This window comes from uncultured Agrobacterium sp., assembly GCA_913777615.1.
Taxonomy (GTDB): Bacteria; Pseudomonadota; Alphaproteobacteria; order Rhizobiales; family Rhizobiaceae; genus Agrobacterium.
This window is the reverse complement of the sequence record CAJYTK010000017.1, coordinates 91445-113309: the sequence shown is the minus strand read 5'-3', so window position 1 is coordinate 113309 and position 21865 is coordinate 91445. Positions and strand designations below refer to the sequence as shown.

At 56.9% G+C, this 21865-nt stretch carries 20 protein-coding genes and 2 pseudogenes; 9 read left to right on the top strand and 13 right to left on the bottom strand.

The annotated features are described in order from the left end of the window. Window positions 1-48: 48 nt before the first annotated feature. Window positions 49-1332, top strand: a complete 1284-nt coding sequence (locus tag QZ862_RS15085) for a TadE/TadG family type IV pilus assembly protein (protein ID WP_296100787.1) — start codon at window positions 49-51, stop codon at window positions 1330-1332. A gap of 59 nt (window positions 1333-1391) precedes the next feature. On the opposite strand, the gene QZ862_RS15080 is transcribed toward QZ862_RS15085, so the two are convergent. Continuing rightward, on the bottom strand, window positions 1392-2291 hold the full coding sequence (locus QZ862_RS15080) for a LysR family transcriptional regulator (RefSeq protein ID WP_296073758.1): 900 nt from the start codon (window positions 2289-2291) through the stop codon (window positions 1392-1394). A gap of 138 nt (window positions 2292-2429) precedes the next feature. On the opposite strand from QZ862_RS15080, the gene QZ862_RS15075 reads away from it, so the two are divergent. Both QZ862_RS15075 and QZ862_RS15070 read left to right on the top strand, forming a co-directional pair. Next, window positions 2430-3611: an MFS transporter gene (locus QZ862_RS15075; RefSeq protein WP_296100786.1), complete on the top strand. Its 1182-nt coding sequence runs from the start codon at window positions 2430-2432 to the stop codon at window positions 3609-3611. Window positions 3612-3696: 85 nt separating this feature from the next. Beyond that, window positions 3697-4524, top strand: a complete 828-nt coding sequence (locus QZ862_RS15070; RefSeq protein ID WP_296073753.1) for an aldo/keto reductase — start codon at window positions 3697-3699, stop codon at window positions 4522-4524. 2 nt (window positions 4525-4526) lie between these two features. On the opposite strand, the pseudogene QZ862_RS21355 reads toward QZ862_RS15070, so the two are convergent. Further along, window positions 4527-4646 (bottom strand): annotated as a pseudogene (locus tag QZ862_RS21355) (LysE family translocator); the annotation flags it as partial. A gap of 30 nt (window positions 4647-4676) precedes the next feature. After that, window positions 4677-5435 (bottom strand): SDR family oxidoreductase, encoded by a 759-nt coding sequence (locus tag QZ862_RS15065; RefSeq protein WP_296100785.1) that lies wholly within the window; start codon window positions 5433-5435, stop codon window positions 4677-4679. A gap of 104 nt (window positions 5436-5539) precedes the next feature. On the opposite strand from QZ862_RS15065, the gene QZ862_RS15060 reads away from it, so the two are divergent. Continuing rightward, the gene (locus QZ862_RS15060) at window positions 5540-5965 is read left to right on the top strand and encodes a helix-turn-helix domain-containing protein (RefSeq protein ID WP_296100783.1); all 426 of its coding nucleotides are present in this window, start codon (window positions 5540-5542) and stop codon (window positions 5963-5965) included. Window positions 5966-5977: 12 nt separating this feature from the next. Here the strand turns inward: QZ862_RS15060 and QZ862_RS15055 are convergent, their stop codons facing one another. After that, entirely contained in the window at window positions 5978-6370 is a 393-nt protein-coding gene (locus QZ862_RS15055; RefSeq protein WP_296100781.1) for a hypothetical protein, read from the bottom strand. Between the two features lie 211 nt (window positions 6371-6581). Here QZ862_RS15055 and QZ862_RS15050 point away from each other — a divergent pair, with 211 nt between their 5' ends. Next, window positions 6582-8144 (top strand): helicase HerA-like C-terminal domain-containing protein, encoded by a 1563-nt coding sequence (locus tag QZ862_RS15050; RefSeq protein ID WP_296100780.1) that lies wholly within the window; start codon window positions 6582-6584, stop codon window positions 8142-8144. Between the two features lie 247 nt (window positions 8145-8391). Further along, window positions 8392-8733, top strand: a pseudogene (locus tag QZ862_RS21350) (GNAT family N-acetyltransferase); the annotation flags it as partial. Window positions 8734-8921: 188 nt separating this feature from the next. Here the strand turns inward: QZ862_RS21350 and QZ862_RS15040 are convergent. After that, window positions 8922-9347, bottom strand: a complete 426-nt coding sequence (locus tag QZ862_RS15040; RefSeq protein ID WP_296017204.1) for an organic hydroperoxide resistance protein — start codon at window positions 9345-9347, stop codon at window positions 8922-8924. Between the two features lie 350 nt (window positions 9348-9697). Here QZ862_RS15040 and QZ862_RS15035 point away from each other — a divergent pair, with 350 nt between their 5' ends. After that, window positions 9698-10144: a MarR family transcriptional regulator gene (locus QZ862_RS15035; RefSeq protein WP_296100778.1), complete on the top strand. Its 447-nt coding sequence runs from the start codon at window positions 9698-9700 to the stop codon at window positions 10142-10144. A gap of 140 nt (window positions 10145-10284) precedes the next feature. On the opposite strand, the gene QZ862_RS15030 is transcribed toward QZ862_RS15035, so the two are convergent. From QZ862_RS15030 to QZ862_RS15005, 6 genes are all read right to left on the bottom strand, one after another. Further along, window positions 10285-11019, bottom strand: coding sequence for a L,D-transpeptidase (locus QZ862_RS15030; RefSeq protein ID WP_296017206.1), 735 nt, complete (start codon window positions 11017-11019; stop codon window positions 10285-10287). 197 nt (window positions 11020-11216) lie between these two features. Next, window positions 11217-12101 carry a L,D-transpeptidase gene (locus QZ862_RS15025; RefSeq protein ID WP_296100777.1) on the bottom strand — a complete coding sequence of 295 codons (885 nt, stop codon included), beginning with the start codon at window positions 12099-12101 and terminating at the stop codon, window positions 11217-11219. Between the two features lie 128 nt (window positions 12102-12229). Continuing rightward, window positions 12230-13168 carry an alpha/beta fold hydrolase gene (locus QZ862_RS15020; RefSeq protein ID WP_296017210.1) on the bottom strand — a complete coding sequence of 313 codons (939 nt, stop codon included), beginning with the start codon at window positions 13166-13168 and terminating at the stop codon, window positions 12230-12232. Between the two features lie 88 nt (window positions 13169-13256). Beyond that, window positions 13257-14888 (bottom strand): cisplatin damage response ATP-dependent DNA ligase, encoded by a 1632-nt coding sequence (locus QZ862_RS15015; RefSeq protein ID WP_296100775.1) that lies wholly within the window; start codon window positions 14886-14888, stop codon window positions 13257-13259. Window positions 14889-14890: 2 nt separating this feature from the next. Beyond that, complete coding sequence (locus tag QZ862_RS15010) at window positions 14891-15901, bottom strand: ligase-associated DNA damage response exonuclease (RefSeq protein WP_296101017.1); 1011 nt, start codon at window positions 15899-15901, stop codon at window positions 14891-14893. Between the two features lie 217 nt (window positions 15902-16118). Further along, window positions 16119-17639 carry an MDR family MFS transporter gene (locus QZ862_RS15005; RefSeq protein ID WP_296100774.1) on the bottom strand — a complete coding sequence of 507 codons (1521 nt, stop codon included), beginning with the start codon at window positions 17637-17639 and terminating at the stop codon, window positions 16119-16121. A gap of 109 nt (window positions 17640-17748) precedes the next feature. Here QZ862_RS15005 and QZ862_RS15000 point away from each other — a divergent pair, with 109 nt between their 5' ends. Then, a complete protein-coding gene (locus QZ862_RS15000; RefSeq protein ID WP_296100773.1) occupies window positions 17749-18255 on the top strand; it encodes a MarR family winged helix-turn-helix transcriptional regulator in 507 nt (168 codons plus the stop codon). Window positions 18256-18292: 37 nt separating this feature from the next. Here the strand turns inward: QZ862_RS15000 and QZ862_RS14995 are convergent, their stop codons facing one another. Next, window positions 18293-19744, bottom strand: coding sequence for a diguanylate cyclase (locus QZ862_RS14995; RefSeq protein ID WP_296100772.1), 1452 nt, complete (start codon window positions 19742-19744; stop codon window positions 18293-18295). Window positions 19745-20088: 344 nt separating this feature from the next. On the opposite strand from QZ862_RS14995, the gene QZ862_RS14990 reads away from it, so the two are divergent. Continuing rightward, window positions 20089-20748, top strand: a complete 660-nt coding sequence (locus QZ862_RS14990) for a glutathione S-transferase family protein (RefSeq protein WP_296073836.1) — start codon at window positions 20089-20091, stop codon at window positions 20746-20748. Between the two features lie 54 nt (window positions 20749-20802). Here the strand turns inward: QZ862_RS14990 and QZ862_RS14985 are convergent, their stop codons facing one another. Next, the gene (locus tag QZ862_RS14985) at window positions 20803-21807 is read right to left on the bottom strand and encodes an asparaginase (protein ID WP_296100771.1); all 1005 of its coding nucleotides are present in this window, start codon (window positions 21805-21807) and stop codon (window positions 20803-20805) included. Window positions 21808-21865: the final 58 nt, after the last annotated feature.

The window sequence follows — 21865 nt, the reverse complement described above, 5'->3', positions numbered from 1 at the left end:
CCAGTATCAATAAGTCAAACGGGCTCGCTTTTATTTCAAGAGGCTCATATGCGCAATATATGGCGTGACAGGAATGGCAATTTCGCCATCATGACGGCTCTACTGGCGGTGCCACTTTTCGGCGCGGCCGGAGTCGCGTTAGACATCAGCCAAGCCCTCGTGGTCAAGGAAGATCTGCAAAAAGCTGCCGATGCCACGGCCCTTGCCGCCATTGCCAAAAATTCCCCCTATGTCATCGAGGCTCGAAAAATGAGCGGAGACGGGCCGATCATCGCTCAAGGCAACGTCTCGATGGATTTCTTCAACAAGGCTTCGGCCGATCATGGAGACGACTTCGTCGTTACCAACATAGCCTTGAAAGTCAACAAGACCGGTAACGAAGTCGAGTCTTACGTGGAATACAAAGCCACGGTGAACACCACACTGTCACAACTTTTGAACATGGAGTTCTTCACCGTCAGCGGTAAAGCGACGGGCAAGTACGTGACCGAGCGATATACCAACTTCTATCTTCTTCTAGACAATACGCCATCGATGGGTGTGGGCGCGACGCCTAGAGATGTCGCCACACTGGTGGCGAACACGCGAGATCAGTGTGCCTTTGCATGTCATGATGTGTCGGCAGGCGCCAATAGTTACTACAACCTAGCCAAGAAGCTGGGAGTGACGACACGCATTGACGTCGTGAGCAAGGCAACCGTTGCTCTGATGGACACAGCAGCGGATATGCGGCTGGTGCCCAACCAATACAGAATGGCGGTCTATACTTTTGGCGAAAAGGCCGAGGACACGAAGCTGTTGGAGGTGGTGCCTCTAACGGCGGATCTGGCGCTCGCAAAGAGCAGCGCGAGCAAAATCGACCTCATGTCCATCCCCAAGCAGGGCTACGATAACGACCAGCAAACAGACTTCGATCGTGCAATGACGCAAATTGGTAGCAAAATGGGCCTTCAAGGCGATGGCAACAGCGCGGTGACACCGGAGAAGGTTCTCTTTTTCGTTTCCGATGGCGTTGGCGACAGCTACAAGCCAACGATTTGTACTAAGCGAACCACGGGTGGACGTTGCCAGGAGCCAATCGATACAAAGCTGTGCAGCGCTCTGAAGTCGCAAGGTTACCGCATTGCTGTACTTTATACGACCTATCTTCCGCTGCCGACGGATGGCTGGTACAATCAATGGATCAGCCCGTTCCAATCGGAAATCTCGGGACGCATGCAGGATTGCGCTTCGCCCGGTCTCTTCTTCGAAGTCAGCCCGACGCAGGGTATTGCCGACGCAATGTCAGCCTTGTTCAAACGTGTCGTGACCTCTCCTCGCCTCTCCGGCTGACCAAGACCATGAGAGCGCGGTGCCGTTCTTTCGGTTTGAATGCACGCCTCGTGCGGTGATCAATTCGTTTCGATCCGCTCGACAAGGAAGTCTATGAAAGCACGGATACGGGCCGCCAGATGCTCGTGTCCGGCATAAACGGCATGGACGAGTTCCATGTCGCCACCGTTATAGTCCTCTAGGATCGGCACAAGCCGTCCGGCCTCGATGTCCGGGCGAACGTGGAATTCCCCTATACGGCCTATGCCGACGCCGAGCAGACATAGTTGCCGCTTGATGGAGCCGCTCGACACGAGGATATTGCCACTTATTGCCTTGGTATAGGTGACCTGCGTGTCAGGGTCGCGGAATGGCCATTCATCGAGGCTGCGACGAAAGTTAAAGCCGATGCAGTTGTGATGATCAAGGTCGTCCGGCGCCTTCGGGACACCTTGCCGGCTCAGATAATCCGGCGACGCCACGATCACGCGCCGGCTGGAGAAAAGGCGCCGCGCCATGAGTGACGAGTCCCTCATAGGGCCAACGCGAATCGCAATATCGGTGCGCTCGCCGATGAGATCGATCACGCCATCTGTCAGTGTGAGATCGAGTCGAACTTTCGGGTGACGGTCGGCAAACTCGCCGAGGAGCGGAAGAATGCATCGCTCGCCAAAGCCGACCGAGGAATTGACGCGCAGCAAGCCTCTCGCCTCTTCACGCCCGCCAGCGACCAGTTCCTCCGTCTCGTCGATCTCTTTCAGAATACGCCGGGCGCGGCGAAGATAAATCTCGCCCTCGGGTGTGAGTTCCAGCGTCCGGGTGGAACGGACGAGAAGGCGCGTTCCCAGCCGCTCTTCCACCCGTGACACGAGCTTGCTGACGGCAGAGGGCGAGAGCTTCAACCGTCGTCCAGCGCCAGAGAAGCTTTTCAACTCCGCAGCCAGTACAAAAACCTCCATCTCGCCCGCGCGGTTATCCATCAGCTCGCCTATGATTTCAATTCAAAAATGATTATCGATTAATCGGTATTATCAAACAAGTACCTTGCGCCGATATTCAGCCTCGAACCTCAAACCCATCGAGATTGCCTGCTATGACAGGCCTGAAAGGCACACCCCATGCCCCTTGCTCTTTTTGCCCTGACGATTGCTGCATATGCTATTGGCACTACGGAATTCGTCATCGTGGGTCTTCTCCCCACCGTCGCTAACGATCTTCACATTACATTGCCGCTCGCCGGGCTCATCGTGTCCGTCTATGCGCTGGGTGTAACCTTCGGCGCGCCCGTTCTGACGGCGTTGACCGGCCGCATCGAACGCAAGCCGCTTCTGCTTGGACTGATGGGCCTTTTCATTCTCGGCAATAGCGCTGCGGCACTGAGCCCCAGCTACGAGATGCTGCTAGTGGCACGCGTCATCTCCGCCTTTGCCCACGGCGTGTTCTTTTCCGTCGGCGCGACCATTGCCGCTGGGCTTGTGCCGGAAGATAGAAGGGCGTCGGCCATCGCCATGATGTTCATGGGGCTGACCGTCGCCATCGTGACCGGCGTGCCGCTGGGCACGCTGATCGGTCAGATTTTCGGCTGGCGCGCCACGTTCTTTGCGGTTGCAGCACTCGGGATTGTCGCCTTTATCGGCATTGCGGCACTGTTGCCATCAACACTTCAAAAAGCACCGGCAGCAAGTCTGATGGAGCAATTGCGCGTTCTCGGCTCGGGGCGGTTGCTGCTTGCCTTCGCCATGACGGCACTTGGTTATGGCGGTACATTCGTCACATTCACCTTCCTTGCCTCCATCCTTCAGGAACTGACAGGCTTTGCCGAAAGCACCGTCAGTCTTGTCCTGGTGCTTTACGGTCTCGCGATCGCGGCGGGCAATCTCGCAGGCGGACGAATTGCCGACCGCGATCCGGTAAAAGCGCTTGGCTGGCTCTTCGGGCTTCAGGCACTTGTTCTAGCGCTCTTCACCTTTACCGCCACCTCCGCACCTGCCGCACTTCTTACGCTCGTTGCCTTGGGGTTTCTGTCCTTTGCCAACGTTCCCGGCCTTCAGCTCTACGTGGTGCAACTTGCCAAGCGTTTTCGTCCGAACGCCATCGACGTGGCCTCTGCACTTAATATCGCGGCCTTCAATCTCGGCATCGCCGTCGGCGCCTGGATCGGCGGCATGGTCGTCGCTTCTCCATTCGGACTTGGCGCAACGCCATGGGTCGGTGCGATGCTGGTCTCGTCTGCGCTCGTGCTTACGCTCATCAGTGCAAGCCTCGACCGAAAGCGGGCAGATCGCGTGCAGCCCGTTTGAACCAAACCCGCCCTTTAAGACTTAGGCTAACGACCTTCCTGTCCCGCGTCCAAGCGGGACCACAATCCGCAAATGGAGACATAACATGAAGACAGTAAACGCCAATGGCGCAAATATTCCAGCTCTCGGCTTCGGCACCTTCCGCATGCCGGAAGAGGATGTGCACCGCATCTTGCCGCAGGCGCTGAAACTCGGCTTCCGCCACGTGGACACGGCGCAGGTCTACAAGAACGAGGCGGCTGTCGGCGATGCCATCGCAAAGTCCGGCATCGAGCGCGGCGACATCTTTCTGACCACCAAGGTGTGGGTAGATCAGTACAGGCACGACGACTTCATCCGCTCCGTGGATGAGAGCCTGACGAAGTTGAAAACGGATTATGTTGACCTTCTTCTTCTGCACTGGCCGAAAAGCGATGTGCCGCTTGCCGAACGGATCGGCGCGTTGAACGAACTGCACAAGGCGGGCAAAGTCCGCAATATCGGGGTCTCCAACTTCAACGTGGCACTGATGGATGAATCGGTGCGCCTGTCTGAAGCGCCCATCGCCAATAACCAGATCGAGTATCACCCCTATCTCGATCAGACCAAGGTGATCGAGGCTGCCCGCAAGCATGGCATCTCGATTACCGCTTACTATCTGATGGCCGATGGCAAGGTGCCGAAAGACGAGGCGTTGCGCGACATCGGCGCAAAGCACGGCAAGACCGCAGCGCAAATCGCGCTGCGCTGGGCGGTCCAGCAGCCCGATGTGATCGCTCTTTCCAAGACTGCAACGGAAAGCCGCCTCCCCGAAAACTTCGATATCTTCGACTTCGAGCTTTCGGAGGACGAGATGAAGGCAATTTTCGCGCTCGCGAAAAAGGACGGCCGCATCGTCAATCCTGGCCATCTCGCACCCGACTGGGATAACTGAGCCTTTTCAGTGCTACACAAAGGCCGCTTCGGGCCGAGTACAACGGAGGCTGCGCCGAGACTACGGCGCAGCCACACCAGGACAGCCGGTCGCGAAGTGACCTGCTGCCTGGTCGAAGCCGCAACGCGCAGGCCAGCCACGATCGCTGAACATCAAGAATGCAGGCTGTTCACCATGCCGAAAACCTGATCGAAATTGCCGTTCTCGGCTGCAAAACGCAATGGTTTGCAGCGTTCCACGATCACTTCCTTTTCATCAGGCCTGCTAGTCAGGATTCCCATCACCTCCGCGACGAACTCATCGAGCGGCATGGCGCGTTCGTCGGTGGCCTGTTTCTCACCTTGAAGCGTAGTCTGAACGTAGGGTGGAGCAATTTCGATGACCTCGACCGATGTATTTTTCAATTGCTCCCGCAGAGCCATGGAATATGCATGGATGGCAGATTTCGTCGCGCTGTATGTCGGTGTCGCCACCATGGGTACAAAGGCTAGGCCCGAAGAGACGGTGATAACAGCGGCGTGAGGCTTTCGCAGGAAATGCGGAAGGAGCGCCGCCGTCAGACGGATCGGGCCCAGAAGGTTGGTGGCAATGGTTTCCTCGGCAATGTCCAGATAATCGGGCGCCGCAGTAATGTCTTCGTTCTTCATGATACCGGCATTGTTGATGACGACATTGAGGTCCGGATGTTTCCGGATCAGCGTGTCGGCAAAGCTGCGGATGCCATCCGCCTTCGTTGCATCCAGCACCACGGAAACCATGCCGGGATTGGCGGCTGTCACGTCATCCAGTGACGAATGCCGGCGACCTGAGATGATGACCTTGTTGCCGAGCGCGTGAAAAGCTTCTGCGAGCGCACGACCGATACCGGAGCCGCCGCCGGTAATGAGAATGGTGTTTCCTGTCATTTTCATCTTGGCTGTCCTCTCTTGTTGGATGGACTCAACCTAGATATGCTGCTCTCCTATAGAAAGTAGGCACCCGAAAGATTTATACTTACTCGAAAGAGAGTGTCTGTATGAAAAGGCATCTGGCAGATCCCGCCATTGAGCAGAAGCGTCTCGATCCGCCACCGGATCAGACCGATCCGGTTATCGAAGCGCTGGTTCAGGACATCATCGCGAAGGTGGCGGACAAGTGGACGATGCTGATCCTTGAAGCCTTGGAAGAGCATGGCACCCTGCGCTTCACGCAAATCGGAAAGGTTGTCGGCAATATCAGTCAGAAGATGCTGACCAAAACGCTACGGCAGATGGAATGCGACGGGCTGGTGACGCGCATCATTCATCCGGTCATTCCGCCGCATGTGGATTATAGCCTCACTCATCTCGGCAAGACACTCGGCAGCGCTTTTTGCGGCGTATGGATTTGGGCAGAGACGCACCATGCAGACATAGAGAAGGCGCGGAGAGCCTTTGAAGAGCAGACTCCGCGCCTTACATAACGAATGATGCGATCAGGCGAACTGGCTGAGGCCCGGTACCGAAGCAATCACCTTGTCCACGACTTCATCGCCTGCATGCTGGCGAGCAATCGAGATGGTCGTCTTTGCAAGAGCGGAAATTTCGCCCATGCCGAGACCCTGGCTCATCAGTTGCTGGCCTAGCCCCATGATACCACCGCCGCCGATTGCGCTCATCAGACCACCAAGAAGGCCACCGCCACCCTGGCCTTCGCCGTTGTAACGGGCGACGAGCTCCGGCGCGCCTGGGATCGCTTCGATCATCTTGGCGACAGCCGCGTCATCAGCCTCGCGCTGGAGGAAACCAAGCATCATGCCGAGAGCCTTTTCCGCCTTGTCCGGCGCAATGCCCACTCTATCCGCGATCTGAGTTACGATTTCGCTCATAAATTTCCTCCTGAATGCGAAATTACGTTCACGTCAACGTAAAACAATTGAAACCGAGACTCAAGGCCGCCAGGGTCAGTCCATCAAAGGTTTTTCGATACGCTCTTTTCAAGCTTATCAAACAGTTGTTGAGGGTAAAAACAGTTCCTATAAGTATGAAGAGGAAATCGAAATTGGGCACCGCTGCCCGATAGTTGGGAAGGAACGCCAGATGCTGCAGGACGGCAAGCTTTACATCGGCACGAGCCGCAACCCGGACGACAGCCTCAACAAGGGCGAATATCTCGACCTTCGGTTTGGCAACCGCCACGGGCTGATCACCGGGGCGACGGGTACAGGCAAGACAGTATCGCTGCAGGTGCTGGCAGAAGGCTTTGCAAAGGCGGGTGTTCCGGTTTTCTGCGCCGATATCAAGGGCGACCTTTCTGGCATCGCCAAGCCGGGCGAAGCCAAGGACTGGGTGACCAAGCGCGCCGAGCAGATCGGTTTCTCAGACCTATCCTTTGAACAGTTCCCGGTGATCTTCTGGGACCTTTACGGCGAGAAAGGCCACCGCGTTCGCGCCACCATTGCCGAAATGGGACCGCTTCTGCTCGCCCGGCTCATGGATGCCTCCGAAGCGCAGGAGGGCGTTCTGAACATCGCCTTCAAAATCGCCGATCAGGGCGGCCTGCCGCTGCTCGATCTGAAGGACCTGCAATCGCTGCTGAACTATATGGGCGAGCATGCAAGCGAGCTCTCCAGCCAGTTCGGCCTTATCTCCAAGTCCTCCGTTGGATCTTTGCAGCGCGGTCTTCTGGTGCTGGAGCAACAGGGTGCGGAGCATTTCTTCGGTGAGACCGCGCTGAAAATTTCCGATATCATGCGCACGACAAGCGACGGGCGCGGCGTCATTTCCGTGCTGGCTGCCGACAAGTTGATGATGAACCCGCGCCTCTACGGCACCTTCCTTCTGTGGATGCTCTCCGAACTCTTCGAAGAACTGCCCGAAGTGGGCGATCCGGCAAAGCCGAAGCTCGTCTTTTTCTTCGACGAGGCGCATCTTCTGTTCAACGATGCGCCGAAGGTGCTCGTCGAACGTGTCGAGCAGGTCGTTCGCCTCATCCGCTCCAAGGGGGTAGGTGTCTATTTCGTCACTCAGAACCCGCTCGACGTGCCGGAAACGGTTCTCGCACAGCTCGGCAATCGTGTGCAGCACGCGCTTCGCGCCTATACGCCGCGGGAGCAGAAGGCGGTGAAAACCGCAGCCGATACCTTCCGTCAGAATCCGGCCTTCAGCACGGCCGAAGCAATCACCACGCTTGGCACGGGCGAGGCGCTGGTGTCAACCTTGGAAGACAAGGGCGCACCCTCCATCGTCGAACGCACGCTGGTGCGTCCCCCATCAGGGCGCGTCGGCCCGGTCAGCGACGACGAGCGCCGCAGCATCATGGCCTCCAGCCCGGTTGCTGGCGTCTACGATCAGGACATCGACCGCGAATCCGCATTCGAGATTCTGGGAGAGCGAGCCCGTAAGACCGCAGAGGCCGAAGCCGCAAAGCGAGCAGCGGAGGAGCAGGCAAGCCAGCAGCCCGACAGCGCGGCTGGCCGCTGGAAGCTGCCGGGCTTCGGCGACGAAGAACCGAAGCAAGCCTCAACGACCGGCGCACGACGCTCCAGCGGATATCAGCGCGAAACGGTTATCGAAGCTGCCATGAAGAGCGCAGCTCGCTCCGTGGCAACGTCCGTCGGGCGCGCGCTCGTTCGCGGCATTCTGGGAAGTCTGCGACGATAGCGCGCCGCCCTCCCCTGTTCACACGGCTGCCTCAATGCGCAATCACTTGCGTCGGTTCTCGCTGGCAACGAGATAACCCCCGGAGCGCAATAACTCCAGGGAGACATATGAGAGCATGCAATTTCTGCCGGTGGAGACCGAACGCCTTGTCCTGCGCCGGTTCGCTCCAATCGATTTCAACGCCTGTGTCGCCTATCATGGCACCGACGAGGTCTGCTGATTTCTTTACGCAGAGCCGCCCTCAGGCGACGCGCTGAGAACACAGTTCGATAGCACGTTTTCAGCTTCTATTGATAAGGATGGCGATCTTTCGCGCTTGGCGGTTGTGCGGAGAGGGGATCGGGTACTGCTGGGAGAGGTTCTGCTGAAAATCGCAAGCGCGGATGCTTTACAGGCAGAGGTGGGCTGTATCTTCAATCCAGCGTTCAGAGGCAAAGGCATTGCCACCGAAGCTGCACGCGCCACGATCGAGCTTGATTTTGTCGAGCTCGGCTTTCAGCGGATTTTTGCACGGCTGGATGCGCTCAATCGCGGCTCTGTCGATGTGGTCGAGCGGTTGAAGATGCGCAAAGAAGCCCATCTCTTGTAGAATGATCGCTTCAACGGCGTATGGGGTTACGGTTTGATCTACGCCATCCTGAAATCAGAATGAACCGACTTCAAGCGATAATCAAACGCCCAAACGTAGCGCGCAGTGCTTTTCAAAAAAAACGGCCGGTTTTAACAACCGGCCGCTTCGGGAAAGATAATGTCTCGACGAGTACCGTCGAGGAAGACTTATTCCACGGAAACCGGGACTTCCGTAGAGGTGCGCAGGGCGTGGGAATAAGGGCAAACGATGTGCGCCTTTTTCACCAGGTCTTCGGCCGTTGCCTTGTCGAGGCCTGGAATATTGACCTTGAGCGACACGTCGATGCCGAAGCCACCGCCGTCTTCGCGCGGACCCACGCCAACGCTCGCCGTCACTGTGGTGTCATCTGGGATCTTCACCTTTTCCTTGCCGGCCACGACGCGCAACGCGCCGAGGAAGCAAGCAGAGTAACCAGTCGCGAAAAGCTGCTCTGGGTTGGTGCCGTGTGCGCCATTGCCACCGAGTTCTTTCGGAACGGTCAAGGTGACGTCGAGAACACCGTCTTCAGTCTTGGAATTGCCTTCGCGTCCACCACCGGTCGCCGTTGCCTTGGTCGTGTAAAGAATGGGCATGCCATGTACTCCCTTCGTTTGAGTTGGACTTCTTGTAGCGCTCAAGTCAATTGCGCGCAATATAATTTTGCGCATTGAAAAAATTTTTATGGTCTGCGATAAGGTTAAGAAGATTACTCGGCCTTCGCATGCAGCAGGAACCGAGTGACGGGATAAAATGTTCCCTAGAGCGCTTCCCTCCCAAGCGGAATTGTTTCGCCGGAGCACAGCTTCGCAGAATGGACCAAACCGTAGCGATCAATCCCGCGGATCGCTGCAATGTTTGCATCCCTCACTGTGGAGACGGCTTCCGGCGAAGATTTCTCAAGCAGAGGATAAGCGCTTAACAGCGCATTCTGGAGCTCACGCGAATGGACGACGGGACGATGGAAGGCCTTTTAAGGCTGGACGTGCAGATATGTTTCGCGCTTTACGGCGCAGCCCATGCATTTACGCGGGCTTACAAGCCGCTACTGGAGCCGCTCGGACTCACATATCCGCAGTATCTGGTAATGATGGCACTTTGGGAAGAGGACAATGCGACCGTCAAGGCGCTGGGCGAAATGCTGGGTCTCGATTCAGGTACGCTCTCGCCTCTTTTGAAGAGGCTGGAACAGGCAGGACTGATCACGCGCAAGCGCGGCAAGCAGGATGAGCGTCAAGTGGTGATCAGCCTGACTCCAGCGGGGGCCGACATGAAGAAAAAGGCTGTTCACGTAATGCGCTCCATTGGCAAAGCCACCGGGTGCAGCCTTGAAGAGCTCGGGCAGATTCGGGATCGATTGAATTCTTTAAAACTCAATCTATCGCGGGCATGACGGGCAGCCCGCTATTCCGGTCTATTATATATGTAGAGGTGCCTAGAGATCATTGACGGCCGGCGCGGCAACGATGCCCGTCTGTCAATTTATCACCCTCCGATGCGAAGGAGGGTGATAGATCGGTAAAATGATGCAGGTTACTGCCAGACGACAACGCGCGCCTTGTTCGGCACACGGTCATAAAGGTCGATAATGTCCTGGTTCATCAGGCGAACACAGCCGGAAGAAACCGCCTTGCCGATGGAATTCCACTCCGGCGAACCGTGCAGACGGTAAAGCGTATCCTTGCCGTTCTGGAAGATGTAGAGCGCGCGAGCACCTAGCGGGTTCTTCAGGCCCGGCTGCATGCCGCCATTCTTGGCAGAGTATTTGACCAGTTCGGGCTGACGCGCGACCATTTCGTCTGGTGGCGTCCACTTGGGCCATTTCTGGCGCCACTGGATAACGCCCTCGCCCGACCAGGCAAAACCTTCGCGGCCAATGCCGACGCCGTAGCGCATGGCCGAGCCGCCCGGTTCCACCACGTAGAGGAAGCGCGAACGGGTGTCGACAACCACCGTGCCCGGGCGCTCCCCGGTCGGATCCACGACACGCTGGCGATAATAACGGCGATCGATCTTCTGATAGGGTATTGCGGGGATGACGAAACCGCCATCTTCCACCGTGCCGTACATGACAGCGAGCTCGGCGTCGGAAATACCGGACGAGAACATCTGGCGAAAATCATTCGCCACGCCGCCGGCGAAACCAAGCGGCTGCGTGCTGTCGTAGGGCGCGACACCGGATGATGCACAACCCGCCAGCAGCGACGCGGAAGAAAGGCCCAGAAGGGAAAGGAAAGTCCGTCTTGAAAGATCTGTGTCGGTGCTCATCATAAGTCCGGTTTTCTCACATCGGAGGCGAATGGGAAGGCACTGTGCAGAAGCGCTCAGAACCTGCCGTTCAATCTCGCCGTACGTCATTTGTTCCACGATAGATCAGCTATTGCTATAGTGGTTAAGACATACTGAAAGCCAGTTGCAGACGTGCAACATTTGGCGCGGTCTCATGCTTTCGTCGGCTGACGTGTTCAGATAACCACAATCGGTGCGCCCTGTGGCACGCGATCGTAAAGATCGATCACATCCTGATTGAGCATTCTGACGCAACCCGACGAGGTCGCCTTGCCGACGGACTGCCAGTCCGGCGTTCCATGCACACGGTAAAGCGTGTCTTTGCCGTCCTTGAAAATGTAAAGAGCCCGCGCACCGAGCGGGTTGTTCAGCCCTGGAATCATGCCGCCCCTCGCCGCTGAGATAGACGCCAGCTCAGGTTGTCGCTGGACCATCTCGTCAGGCGGCGTCCAGCGTGGCCACTTGGCCTTCCATTGAATGGTTCCCCGCCCGGCCCATGCGTAACCGGAACGCCCCAGACCAACACCGTAGCGAACGGCCTTGCCGCCCGGCTGCACCAGATAGAGGAAATGCTGCTTGGTATCCACGACGATAGTGCCGGGCGCTTCCGCCGTCTGATAACCCACTTCCTGGCGAAGGAAACGCGGATCGATCCGGCTGTAGGGAATTGCGGGAAGCGTGTGCCCTTCATCCGATAGCACGTCATACATGGCGCGATGGAGCGGATTGGAAACAGGAATGCCGTATCCAAGCGTGCGATCACGGTAGGCAGGAGAAAGTGCCGGCCCGGGGCGCGCTGTGGTCGGCGGGCCGTAAAGTTGCTGGAACTGCGAGCGGAAGAGATCCGGAGGACGGCTGTTGATAGAGCCGGGTGTGGGCGGCAACGGGTCGCGTGGAATCGATCCGACATTATTGTAATTGAAGACGGGTGCTGTTTCGCGCACGAACACGTCGGCATTCATGCGACTGGTGTCGGTGATGAAAAGGCAGCCGGACAGCAAGGGCGCTGCCAGCAACACACAGGCAAATCGACGCATGGTCTTCAGGGCAAATACAATCATCGAACCGCTTCAGAGATAAATCACTTGCGGCACAATGACTCGCGCGGCTGGCGCGAGGCTGGATAACCGAGGCCAGGCCCGTTTCTACCAACGGGATATGAGAGCCCGTGTAAACGCCAGCTGACTTCTCAGGTGAAGGCATTGAAGAATTTGATGCTTTCATCGACCGCATGCGGAACGACACCATTATGCGTGCCCGGCAAAAGCTGGTGATCGATCTTCGTGCCAACAGACGTCGCACGCGACATGAGAAGCTCGTGATCGGCATCGAACGGCCGCTCTTGCGTTCCGCGCAACATCAATGTCGGGCATTTTAGACTATGACCGAAACAGACAGAGGAGCGCATGATAAATTCCTGCGGATCGGTCTCGTCAAAGCAGAGCTCATCGGCGTAGCGGTTGAAGTAACGCCATGAATTGACGCCAGCGGAGATGGGAACGGCTGCGCGAAACTTTCGCGTCATGGCAGCTAGGAGAGACAGCGTGCCACCATTTGAGTGGCCAGCAAGGAAGAACCGGTCTTTGTCGATCCCGGGTAGATTTTCCAGATAGGCCGCAGCGGACAAAGCGTCCGACGTTTCATCATAGAAACCCGAATAATTGCCCTGCTGGCCGTTTTCACCGCGAAAAGAGGGCAGCAGCACCACGAAGCCTGCCTGCCAGAATGGCTTCATCAACGCCCAGTGACCGTCTCCGGTCGCATTGCCGCCGTGCAGAAACAGAACAGCGGGTTTTAGCGTCTTTGAAGGCGTGTATTCCGACAGCCACGCAACCAGCTCGATGGAACCATTTGGCCCGCCGGGATATGTCACGCGACGCGCTCCGGGCGGCGTGCCGAGCGGCTCGGACTTTTCGGGCGCAGGCATTTTTCGCAAAAGATGTGTGTGAAATCTTTCTCGGGCCTTGGCGTAATCCTCACGCTCCAGCGGCAGGACGGGGGGCTGATCTACCTCGGAATGCGCGCCTTTGGGCAGGAACGCTGCTGCGCTCAGTCCGAACGTTCCCGCAAGCAACGAACGCCGGGTTGGAGAAAAGGAAAAAGGCTTGTCGATGCGCTTGTCTGTCATTTTCTAAAATCCGATCAGCGTTGCACGGCTCAAGTTCACCACTGCACGATCTGCTTGTCTACTCAATGTTTTGTTTTCATGCATGAATTTATGCCGAACCTTCTCGCTTATCCACCATAGCCATCAATGTGGATAGCCGGTCTGCCTCTGAAGGAGGTTTGTCGGCCCGCAAACGAGCAATTCTTGGAAAGCGCATCGCCACGCCGGATTTGTGGCGGGCTGAACGATTTATGCCCTCGAATGCGACCTCGAGCACAAAGCCGAATGAGGGCGTTGCGCGTACTGCCCTGACAGGACCAAAGCGTTCCACGGTGTTGTCGCGCACGAACTTGTCCAGTACCTCAAGTTCGGCGTCGGTGAAGCCGAAGTAGGCCTTACCCACGGGCACCAACTGTTCGCCATCCTCGCCATCTGCCCAGACACCGAAGGTGAAGTCTGAATAATAGCTCGAACGCTTTCCATGACCGCGCTGGGCATACATCATCACCGCGTCTATATTGAACGGGTCTCGCTTCCATTTGAACCACGGACCCTTGGCGCGACCCGCCTGATAGACGCTATCCTTGCGCTTGATCATCACGCCTTCTATCACCGGATCGGGCGGGGCCTTTCGCAGATCGTTCAGTTCCTGCCAATTGGAGAAGCCAACGAGCGGCGAAAGATCGAAGCGGTCATGCGGTGCAGCCTCGATCAGATCAGTCAAATATTTGCGTCGCTCCAGGTATGTCTGACCGCGAATATCATCCTCACCCTTGAACAAGAGATCATAGGCGCGGATGAAGGCAGGATAATCTTCCATCATTCGACCCGTCACCGTCTTGCGGTTGAGCCTTTGCTGCAGATCGGAAAAGGTTCTGGTGGCGCTGTTGGATCGCGCGGTACCGCCAATCAGAAGTTCACCATCGATGACTCCATCGAAATTGGCAGCCTCCAATATGTCCGGGAATGCACCGGAAATATCGTCGCCCGAGCGCGAATAGAGCTTTCGGATATCGCCCGAGCGAGACAGCTGGACGCGGATGCCATCCCACTTCCATTCGGCAACGAAGTCCTTGGGATCCAGATTGGTCAGGTCGTTGTCGCCAACGGGCGTCGATAACATGACCGAATGGAAAATGGCGGGCGTTGCAAGAAGCGGACGCTCTGTTTTCCCCTCCAGCCACGCGAAGAGCGGCTCGTACGGCGTTGTCAGGCCGTGCCACAGGGTTTCGATTTCCGTGATATCCTTGCCCGCAAAATCCGCCAGCGCCTGTCGCGCAAGCCGAGCGGAAACCCCGATCCGCAGGCCGCCGGTCACCAGCTTCAAGAAAGCGAAGCGGGAGGATGTGTCCAGCCGATCAAGGAGATCGCGCACCGCTGCGCGCACTTGCGTCTTTGCGAGCGCATTGATCTGCGCCACGACTTCTCCAAGGCCCGGGTCATCGGGCTTGGGTTGATCGGTACTCTGGCTGGTGTCCCAGACCAGCGATATCGTTTCCGCCAGGTCGCCGACATAATCATAGGAATAGCGAAACAGCACCTCGTCCATTCGTTCCAGCACGAGTTCGCGCAGCATGGCGGGCTTGACGCTCTTCAGGTCCAGCGTCCCCGCGATCGCTGCAAGCCCATATCCACGATCGGGATCTGGCGTGTCGCGAAAGTAATCGGTCAGGAGCTTCAATTTACCGTTTCTGGACGGGGTCAGAACAAGCCGGTCGAGAAGGGTCGCAAAGGCTTTCACGCTTAATCTCCCTCATCTTCATAACCGACGAGATGAAGCGGTCGAGCCGGAATTCCCTGAAGCTCGCACCAGCGTACCAGCGCTTCCTCGCGACCGTGCGTCACCCATACTTCAGACGGCGCTACTTCCTTGATGGTTTCCAACAGTTCGGGCCAGTCGCAGTGATCCGATATCACGAGAGGGAGTTCAACTCCTCCCTGCTTGGCGCGTTGACGCACCATCATCCAGCCTGAGGCAAAAGCGATCAGAGGCTCGTTAAAACGCCTTGCCCAGCGATCTTGAAATGCTGATGGCGGGCCGACCACGATTGCGCCTTTAAATTGAGTCGGATTGCTTTTCTCTAGGGTGGCAGGACGCAGGTCGCCAAGATCGATGCCTTGCGAGACGTAATAATCGCAGAGCTTGGCAAGAGCACCATGGATGTAGACAGGTCCGGCATAACCGTTGTCACGTAGTAGCCGGAGAACACGCTGCGCCTTACCTAAAGAATAGGCACCGACAAGATGAGTCCGCTCCGGAAACTGACGGATCGACGTGAGCAGTTTGGCGATTTCGCGGCTCGGCGCCGGGTGATGGAACACCGGAAGCCCGAAGGTTGCCTCGGTAATGAAAACATCGCAGGCGACCGGCTCGAACGGCGCACAGGTAGGGTCGACACCGCGCTTATAATCGCCCGATGCGACAATACGAGTACCGTTATATTCGATAGAGATCTGGGCCGAGCCGAGCACGTGACCGGCAGGGTGGAAGCCTACTGTAACGCCATTGACTTCGATCGTCTGGCCGAACGCAATCGCTTGCTCGCTAAAGGTGAAATCCTCACCGTAACGCAGACGCATGATGTCCAGTGTCTGGCGGGTGGCCAACACTTTTTCATGTCCCGCCCGCGCATGATCCGAATGACCATGGGTGATGAGCGCTTTGTGCACCGGCCTGACAGGGTCGATGTAAAAATCACCCACTGGACAGTAAAGCCCTTTCGGCGTCGGATTAAGTAGCTTTTCTGGTTTCATGAGCGTAGGGATCGGTCGGGATTGCCAATGATGTGATGCGCGCAATGAAAACGAACGGTCGGGAATAAGGTTCATTTCGACGATCGCCTAAGAGCAGCAAATGCGCGCGCCATCGGGTCTCAGCCTTTGTGCAAAAAAGCGTTCGAAACCGATTATGCAGTCGAGCCCCCCTGCGGTCCCGAATTTGACAAAGCAAAGCGTTCCGCGGGCACGGCCCTCATTCTTGCAGCGTGGGCTTTTCTGTGGCGACCGGCAGGCGGATATTCTTCAGCATCACAGCCGCGATCAGACCGATGAAGGCTGTTGCGGCAGCAGCAAGAAAGAGCGGTGTGAATGCGGCTGCATAGAGATCAGCGACCGCATGCTGAGAGTCCGCTGGCAGTTCCGCCAACATCTTCGGCGTCAGCTCCTGTATCCGCCCAACACCTGGGATATCGATACTCGGGCTATTCAGACTGGAGGAAATAACCGCACCGTAGATCGAGATTGCGAGCGCTGCACCGCCCATGCGTGTGAGAGAAACAGCCCCGCTTGCGGCACCCACATCCGCCCTGGAGGCAGAATTCTGCACTCCGATGATCGGCGCCTGCTGCCCAAGGCCGACACCAAGTCCCTGCAACAGCATCAGTCCTGCGATAATCGCCAGGGGTGTGCCGGCATGGACCTGCGACAGCGAGAGCATCGCCACCACCGCAATCGATAGACTGATCACGGAAAAGGGCTTGTAGCTGCCCGTCTTCGAGATCAACCTGCCTGCCGTCAGCGAACCCATGACGATGCCGCCTGTCACGGCGATGAAGAAAAGACCGGCCTGCGAAGGAGAAAGCCCGGTCGTGGTTTGCAGGAAGAGCGCATAATAGTTGACCATGCCGATGCCGAGACCACCGCTGACCAGTGAAATGATCATCAGCAGCGGAAATGTCGAATTCTTGAAGAGACGCAAAGGCACGACCGGCTCAGGCGCCCGCTTCTCCACCTGCACCCAGAAGAAGGCGCAGACCGCCGCGAAGGCAATGATGGCAAGGCTTTGCCAGGCGATCAACGATCCGAAAAGCTCGGCACTGTCGGCCCAGAGCACGACACTGGAAATGGCGGCAGCGAGAAGAATGGCGCCGATATAGTCGATCTTGGGCTGACGGTCCGGTCGCCGATAGGGCAGAAGGAATGCGAGCCCCAGAACGACGATGATGCCAATCGGCAGATTGATGAGGAAGATGGAACGCCAGCCGAAGAGATCGCTCATCGTGCCGCCGAGGATGGGGCCGACACTGCCCGACGCCATGATGACGAGACTGGAATAGCTCTGGTAGCGAGCCCTTTCACGCGGGGCAAAAAGATCGGCATTGACGGAGAAGATGGACACCATGATGCCGCCGCCACCGAGCCCCTGGAGAACGCGGGCGGCGATCAGCGAGTTCATCGACCATGCAAGGCCACAGACCAGTGAGCCAACCGTGAAGATGACGACAGCGGAGATCATTACATACTTGCGACCGAAGAGGTCTCCAAGCTTGCCATAGACCGGCATGACGGCGCTGGTTGCAAGGAGATAGGCGGACCCCACCCAGCCAAACCGCTCCAGTGCGCCAAACTCACCGACAATCGTCGGCAGCGCCGTGGAAACAATTTGATTGTCCAGCGTCGCCATGAACATGGCCAGCATCAGAAAAAGGAAAACTACAATCCTGCGGCGCGGGTCCGTGACGAGAGGAGCCGCAGGGTTCACCGACATGTCCATGAAAATGCCTCGCGTTATATGGCATTTTATGTGCTTATAGCATATATGTGTCAATAGCATCTTCTCATTGTTTGCTATAAGCTGGAGTGCGGATGGAAGCGGGGCACCCATGAGCATGCAGAATTTGAAAAGCGCAGAGACTGACGAGACGACGCGAGATGACGTTCTCGCGATCAGTGATACCATGACACGTATGCGTATCATGATCGGCCGTCGCGTTATCGGTCGTATGGCCATCGCGAAGCTGTCACCGGAGCTGGAGCTGTCTCATCTGGACGTTCTCGACGTCGTTCATCGCACCGAGGGCGATGCGACCGTAGGCTCGATCGCGGAAGGCATGCGCCTCGATCCGTCGCGCGGAAGCCGTCTGGTTTCGGATATGGTCGGCAGAGGGCTACTGCGGCGGGACGTGTCACAGGAAGATGGGAGACGCAGCGTGATCGCCGTAACACCGCTCGGCCTCGATGTTCTGGATGACGTGCGAAGTGCAAAGATCGCCATTATACGCGATGTGGTCAGCGACTGGCCGGATGAGGATATTGCCGCCTTCGCGCAGCTTTTCGATCGCTTTATTGGGCGCTTCGAGACGCGCCTCTCGCCTGACACGCGACTTTAGACGACTGACCTGCGGCCTCAGATGTCGCTATCGACCGTCATTTTCCTTTCAGGCGATCGCGGCTGTCGCGCTTTGCCCGGTACATCGCGGCATCGGCCTTTGCAAGAAGGCTTTCGGGCGTCTTTCCATCGTTGGGATAGAAGGCGGTCCCCATTGAACAGGTTACAGTAAGAGCGGTGGCCGATAGAGCGATAGGCTCTTGCGCGATCCTGCGGATCTCCTCCAGCCGGGCCAGAATGCCAGCCTCGTCATGGGTCGGATTGCTGAAGATGATGGCGAATTCATCACCACCGAGACGCACTGCGACATCGGAAGCGCGAATGCAGGCGGTAATACGCTCGGCAAAGGCGCGTAGCACGTCATCTCCTGCTGCATGACCATAAACATCATTGATTTGCTTGAAATTGTCGAGGTCGAGATAGGTGATCGCGACAAGACGGTTTTCCCGCTTCGCCTCATGCAGTGCGCGGCGGAACTGACCCCAGAACAGATTGCGGTTCGACAATCCCGTCAGAGGATCGTGATGGGCCATGTAATGCACACGCTCTTCGGCGCGACGCCGATCGATAGCGATTCCGGCGATATTGGTCGCCATATCAATGATTTCTTTTTCCATCTCGGTGGGCATCCGAACCGATCTGGAATACAGCGCGAATGTTCCGAGCAGGACATCATTGTTGCCGAAAATGGGCGTGGACCAACAGGAACGAAGACCATGTTGCTTCGCGATATCGGCATAATCGGCCCAAAGCGGGCTTTGACACGTATCGCTTACATAGACCGCATCCCTGCGAAACGCAGCAGTACCACAAGAGCCGTTGTTAGGCCCCACCGGAACCCCGTCTACAGTGGACACATAGGCCTCGGACAATGAAGGCGCCGCTCCTGAACGCAAGATTAGTTTTTTCTCGTCAAGCATCAAAACAGAGCCGAAAACATTATCCAGCAACCCCTCTACCTCCTGAACAAGGGCGGTGAGTATGTCTTTGAGAGGCTGACCTTTAACGATCATTTCCAGTAGACTTGCGTGACTTCTGCGCATCGTTTCCTGGCGCTTGGCAAAAGTAATTTCCCGTGAAATTCCGGCAAGCCCAACCGGCGCGCCCGATTGGTCACGCAGGATGATACGAGTTCCCGCATACCAGCGTGTCGTCCCGTCCTCGCCAACCAAACGCTCTTCGGCATCGTATATATCACGATCTCCCGCCAAAATACGGCGGTCCAGCTTATCGATACACTCCGCAACGGGCTTTGAAGCCAGATCGAAAATCGTCAATGTACGACTGTTGAGATAATCCCGGCCAAACCCAAGGGACGCCAGCGCCGCAGCGTTCATATATTCGTATCGACCGGAACAGTCCTTGATGAAGACGAGTTCGGGAACATTATCAAGGAGGAAAGCCAGTTGATGCTTGCTCACGTCCGATAGGGACGTTTCCGTCGACAGCAACTGCGAAGTGGGCGGCGCCAGACCGTTTTTCTCACCCATTCCTAGAAATGCTCCTCAGATAAATTGATCCGGCAGCGCTCTTTGCTTCACATACCACCAAGAGCACGCCTATATTATGTAGAAATCCTTATTGAAAATTTGCTTACACAGAATTAAAAAAATTCATTGTAATACTAAATCCATTAAATTCGGACATTTAAATTTCCGCTACATCGTGCCGATCGATAGTTATTTGGCTTACCCCAGATTGAATTGATATTTGATAGATTTGTAGCGATTAAAGCTTGCCGGCTGATCGAACCTCCTCTCCGTAAAAACTCCATGATCACTGGATTTTGCAAAAAATGTCTCTAGTCTGCCGACGACGTTGAAGGGGCTTTGCAATGCTGACAATTTATGGCGTCTATCGTTCCCGGGCCACGCGCACATTATGGCTCGCAGAAGAACTTGATCTTGCTTTCAAACACGTACCTGTCATTCAGGCACGACGCCTGGCAGATCCGCTGGCCGACGATGCGCCGACCAATACGCTGACACCGTCCTATCTGGCGATCAATCCCATGGGAACGATACCGTGCATCGATGACGACGGCATGGTTCTCTATGAGTCCATGGCCATCAACCTATATCTCGCCCGCAAATACGGAACGTCCGTCGCCCCGACCGATGCGGCGGAAGACGCATATATGATGCAATGGTCTTTCTTCGCCGCGACCGAGATCGAAGCAAACGCCCTGAAGATTTCCTCCACCTTCGCCGAAGGACTGGCGGATACCGACAGTGGCAGGGCGGTCATCGACGTTGCAGCACGAATGCTGCGCCGGCCTTTTCGCGTTCTGGAACAGCATCTTGCGGACCGGGACTATCTGGTAGGCAACCGCTTTACGGTGGCAGACCTCAACGCCGCCGAAGTCGTGCGTTATGCTCAGGCTCATACGCCGATTTTCGATGCACATCCGGCCGTCAAAGCATGGCTGGCACGTTGCCAGTCACGCCCTGCATTCAAGGCCATGTGGGATGCGAGAACTGCCGAGCCATCCTGACAATTTCGCGCAAAGGGCCTGGCTCTACGATAATCGGCTCCCGCGTTTTTGGGCTCAGGAAAGCGAAGACGTGACTCGAATATCGCCGACATGGATGCCGTTCCAGTTCTTCAAGGAGCGGTTCGCCATGGCATCAAGTGCCGCTCGTTCGGCACTATCGCTCTCAAAGTAGCGTGCGAGAAGAGACGCAATCATAGCTTCTGCCGCGCGCGTCGTTCCGTCTTCACATTTGACCGCGATCGCCAATCCTTTTTCCGGAAGAATACCGACAAAGACGCCTTCCGCGCCGGTCTTGGCGAAAATCTTACCCGGCGCGATCTCCATCAGCTTCGTGCAGGTTCTGCCCGTACCCGCCACATAAAAAGGTTCTGCCATGCAGGCCTCGATCAGACGGCGCGAGGCTTGAGCGCGTATCGGTTCAAGTCCGCGTCCCGTCGCCATCTTTGCAAAACCATGCGCCAGCGCCTTGAGCGGCACGGCATAGGCTGGGATGGAACAGCCGTCTACTCCGCAGCTGTCTTCGGCAATCGCCGTCCCGGTCAGGCTTTCCATCGCCGCGCGGATTTCCCGCTGCAATGGGTGGTCGCCACGAACGTAGTCACGGGTCTCGATCAGATTGTGACTGCAAGCACAGATGAAGCCGGAATGTTTGCCGGAGCAGTTGTTATGCAGTGCTGTCGGCTTGTCCATGCGGCGAGCCTGCGCAATCAGCGCCGTCTGGTCGAGCGACCAATGCGCGCCGCATTCCAGGTCATCGACATCCTTGCCCGCCCTCGTCAGCATGGAGGCGGCAAGGCCCACATGCGCCTCCTCACCTGAATGCGAAGCACAGGACAGCGCCAGTTCGCGATTGCCGAAGCCGTAAGCATCAGCCGCGCCGCTTTCTACCATGAAAAGCGCCTGCATGGCCTTGCAGGCTGAGCGTGGAAAGACAGGGCGCTCGACCTCGCCTGCGGAAAAGACGATTTTGCCGTCCCCATCCACAACGACCGCCATTCCTCGATGACGGCTTTCGACGATGTTGCCGCGGGTTACTTCGACAGTCACGGGGTTGTGCATGATGCTGGCCTCAAAAAATTCGAAATGCGATCTCTATCTAACCAGATCGGTCACATGT

What these genes read in the sequence shown, in the direction of transcription:
- QZ862_RS15085 (WP_296100787.1), top strand. Translation starts at nt 49, where the DNA reads ATGCGCAATATATGGCGTGACAGGAATGGCAATTTCGCCATCATGACG.
- QZ862_RS15060 (WP_296100783.1), top strand. Translation starts at nt 5,540, where the DNA reads ATGAAAAGGCATCTGGCAGATCCCGCCATTGAGCAGAAGCGTCTCGAT.
- QZ862_RS15080 (WP_296073758.1), bottom strand. Translation starts at nt 2,291, where the DNA reads ATGGATAACCGCGCGGGCGAGATGGAGGTTTTTGTACTGGCTGCGGAG.
- QZ862_RS15005 (WP_296100774.1), bottom strand. Translation starts at nt 17,639, where the DNA reads ATGGACATGTCGGTGAACCCTGCGGCTCCTCTCGTCACGGACCCGCGC.
- QZ862_RS15070 (WP_296073753.1), top strand. Translation starts at nt 3,697, where the DNA reads ATGAAGACAGTAAACGCCAATGGCGCAAATATTCCAGCTCTCGGCTTC.
- QZ862_RS15020 (WP_296017210.1), bottom strand. Translation starts at nt 13,168, where the DNA reads ATGACAGACAAGCGCATCGACAAGCCTTTTTCCTTTTCTCCAACCCGG.
- QZ862_RS15025 (WP_296100777.1), bottom strand. Translation starts at nt 12,101, where the DNA reads ATGATTGTATTTGCCCTGAAGACCATGCGTCGATTTGCCTGTGTGTTG.
- QZ862_RS14985 (WP_296100771.1), bottom strand. Translation starts at nt 21,807, where the DNA reads ATGCACAACCCCGTGACTGTCGAAGTAACCCGCGGCAACATCGTCGAA.
- QZ862_RS15030 (WP_296017206.1), bottom strand. Translation starts at nt 11,019, where the DNA reads ATGAGCACCGACACAGATCTTTCAAGACGGACTTTCCTTTCCCTTCTG.
- QZ862_RS15010 (WP_296101017.1), bottom strand. Translation starts at nt 15,901, where the DNA reads ATGAAACCAGAAAAGCTACTTAATCCGACGCCGAAAGGGCTTTACTGT.
- QZ862_RS14990 (WP_296073836.1), top strand. Translation starts at nt 20,089, where the DNA reads ATGCTGACAATTTATGGCGTCTATCGTTCCCGGGCCACGCGCACATTA.
- QZ862_RS15075 (WP_296100786.1), top strand. Translation starts at nt 2,430, where the DNA reads ATGCCCCTTGCTCTTTTTGCCCTGACGATTGCTGCATATGCTATTGGC.
- QZ862_RS15040 (WP_296017204.1), bottom strand. Translation starts at nt 9,347, where the DNA reads ATGCCCATTCTTTACACGACCAAGGCAACGGCGACCGGTGGTGGACGC.
- QZ862_RS15000 (WP_296100773.1), top strand. Translation starts at nt 17,749, where the DNA reads ATGAGCATGCAGAATTTGAAAAGCGCAGAGACTGACGAGACGACGCGA.
- QZ862_RS14995 (WP_296100772.1), bottom strand. Translation starts at nt 19,744, where the DNA reads ATGGGTGAGAAAAACGGTCTGGCGCCGCCCACTTCGCAGTTGCTGTCG.
- QZ862_RS15065 (WP_296100785.1), bottom strand. Translation starts at nt 5,435, where the DNA reads ATGAAAATGACAGGAAACACCATTCTCATTACCGGCGGCGGCTCCGGT.
- QZ862_RS15050 (WP_296100780.1), top strand. Translation starts at nt 6,582, where the DNA reads ATGCTGCAGGACGGCAAGCTTTACATCGGCACGAGCCGCAACCCGGAC.
- QZ862_RS15055 (WP_296100781.1), bottom strand. Translation starts at nt 6,370, where the DNA reads ATGAGCGAAATCGTAACTCAGATCGCGGATAGAGTGGGCATTGCGCCG.
- QZ862_RS15035 (WP_296100778.1), top strand. Translation starts at nt 9,698, where the DNA reads ATGGACGACGGGACGATGGAAGGCCTTTTAAGGCTGGACGTGCAGATA.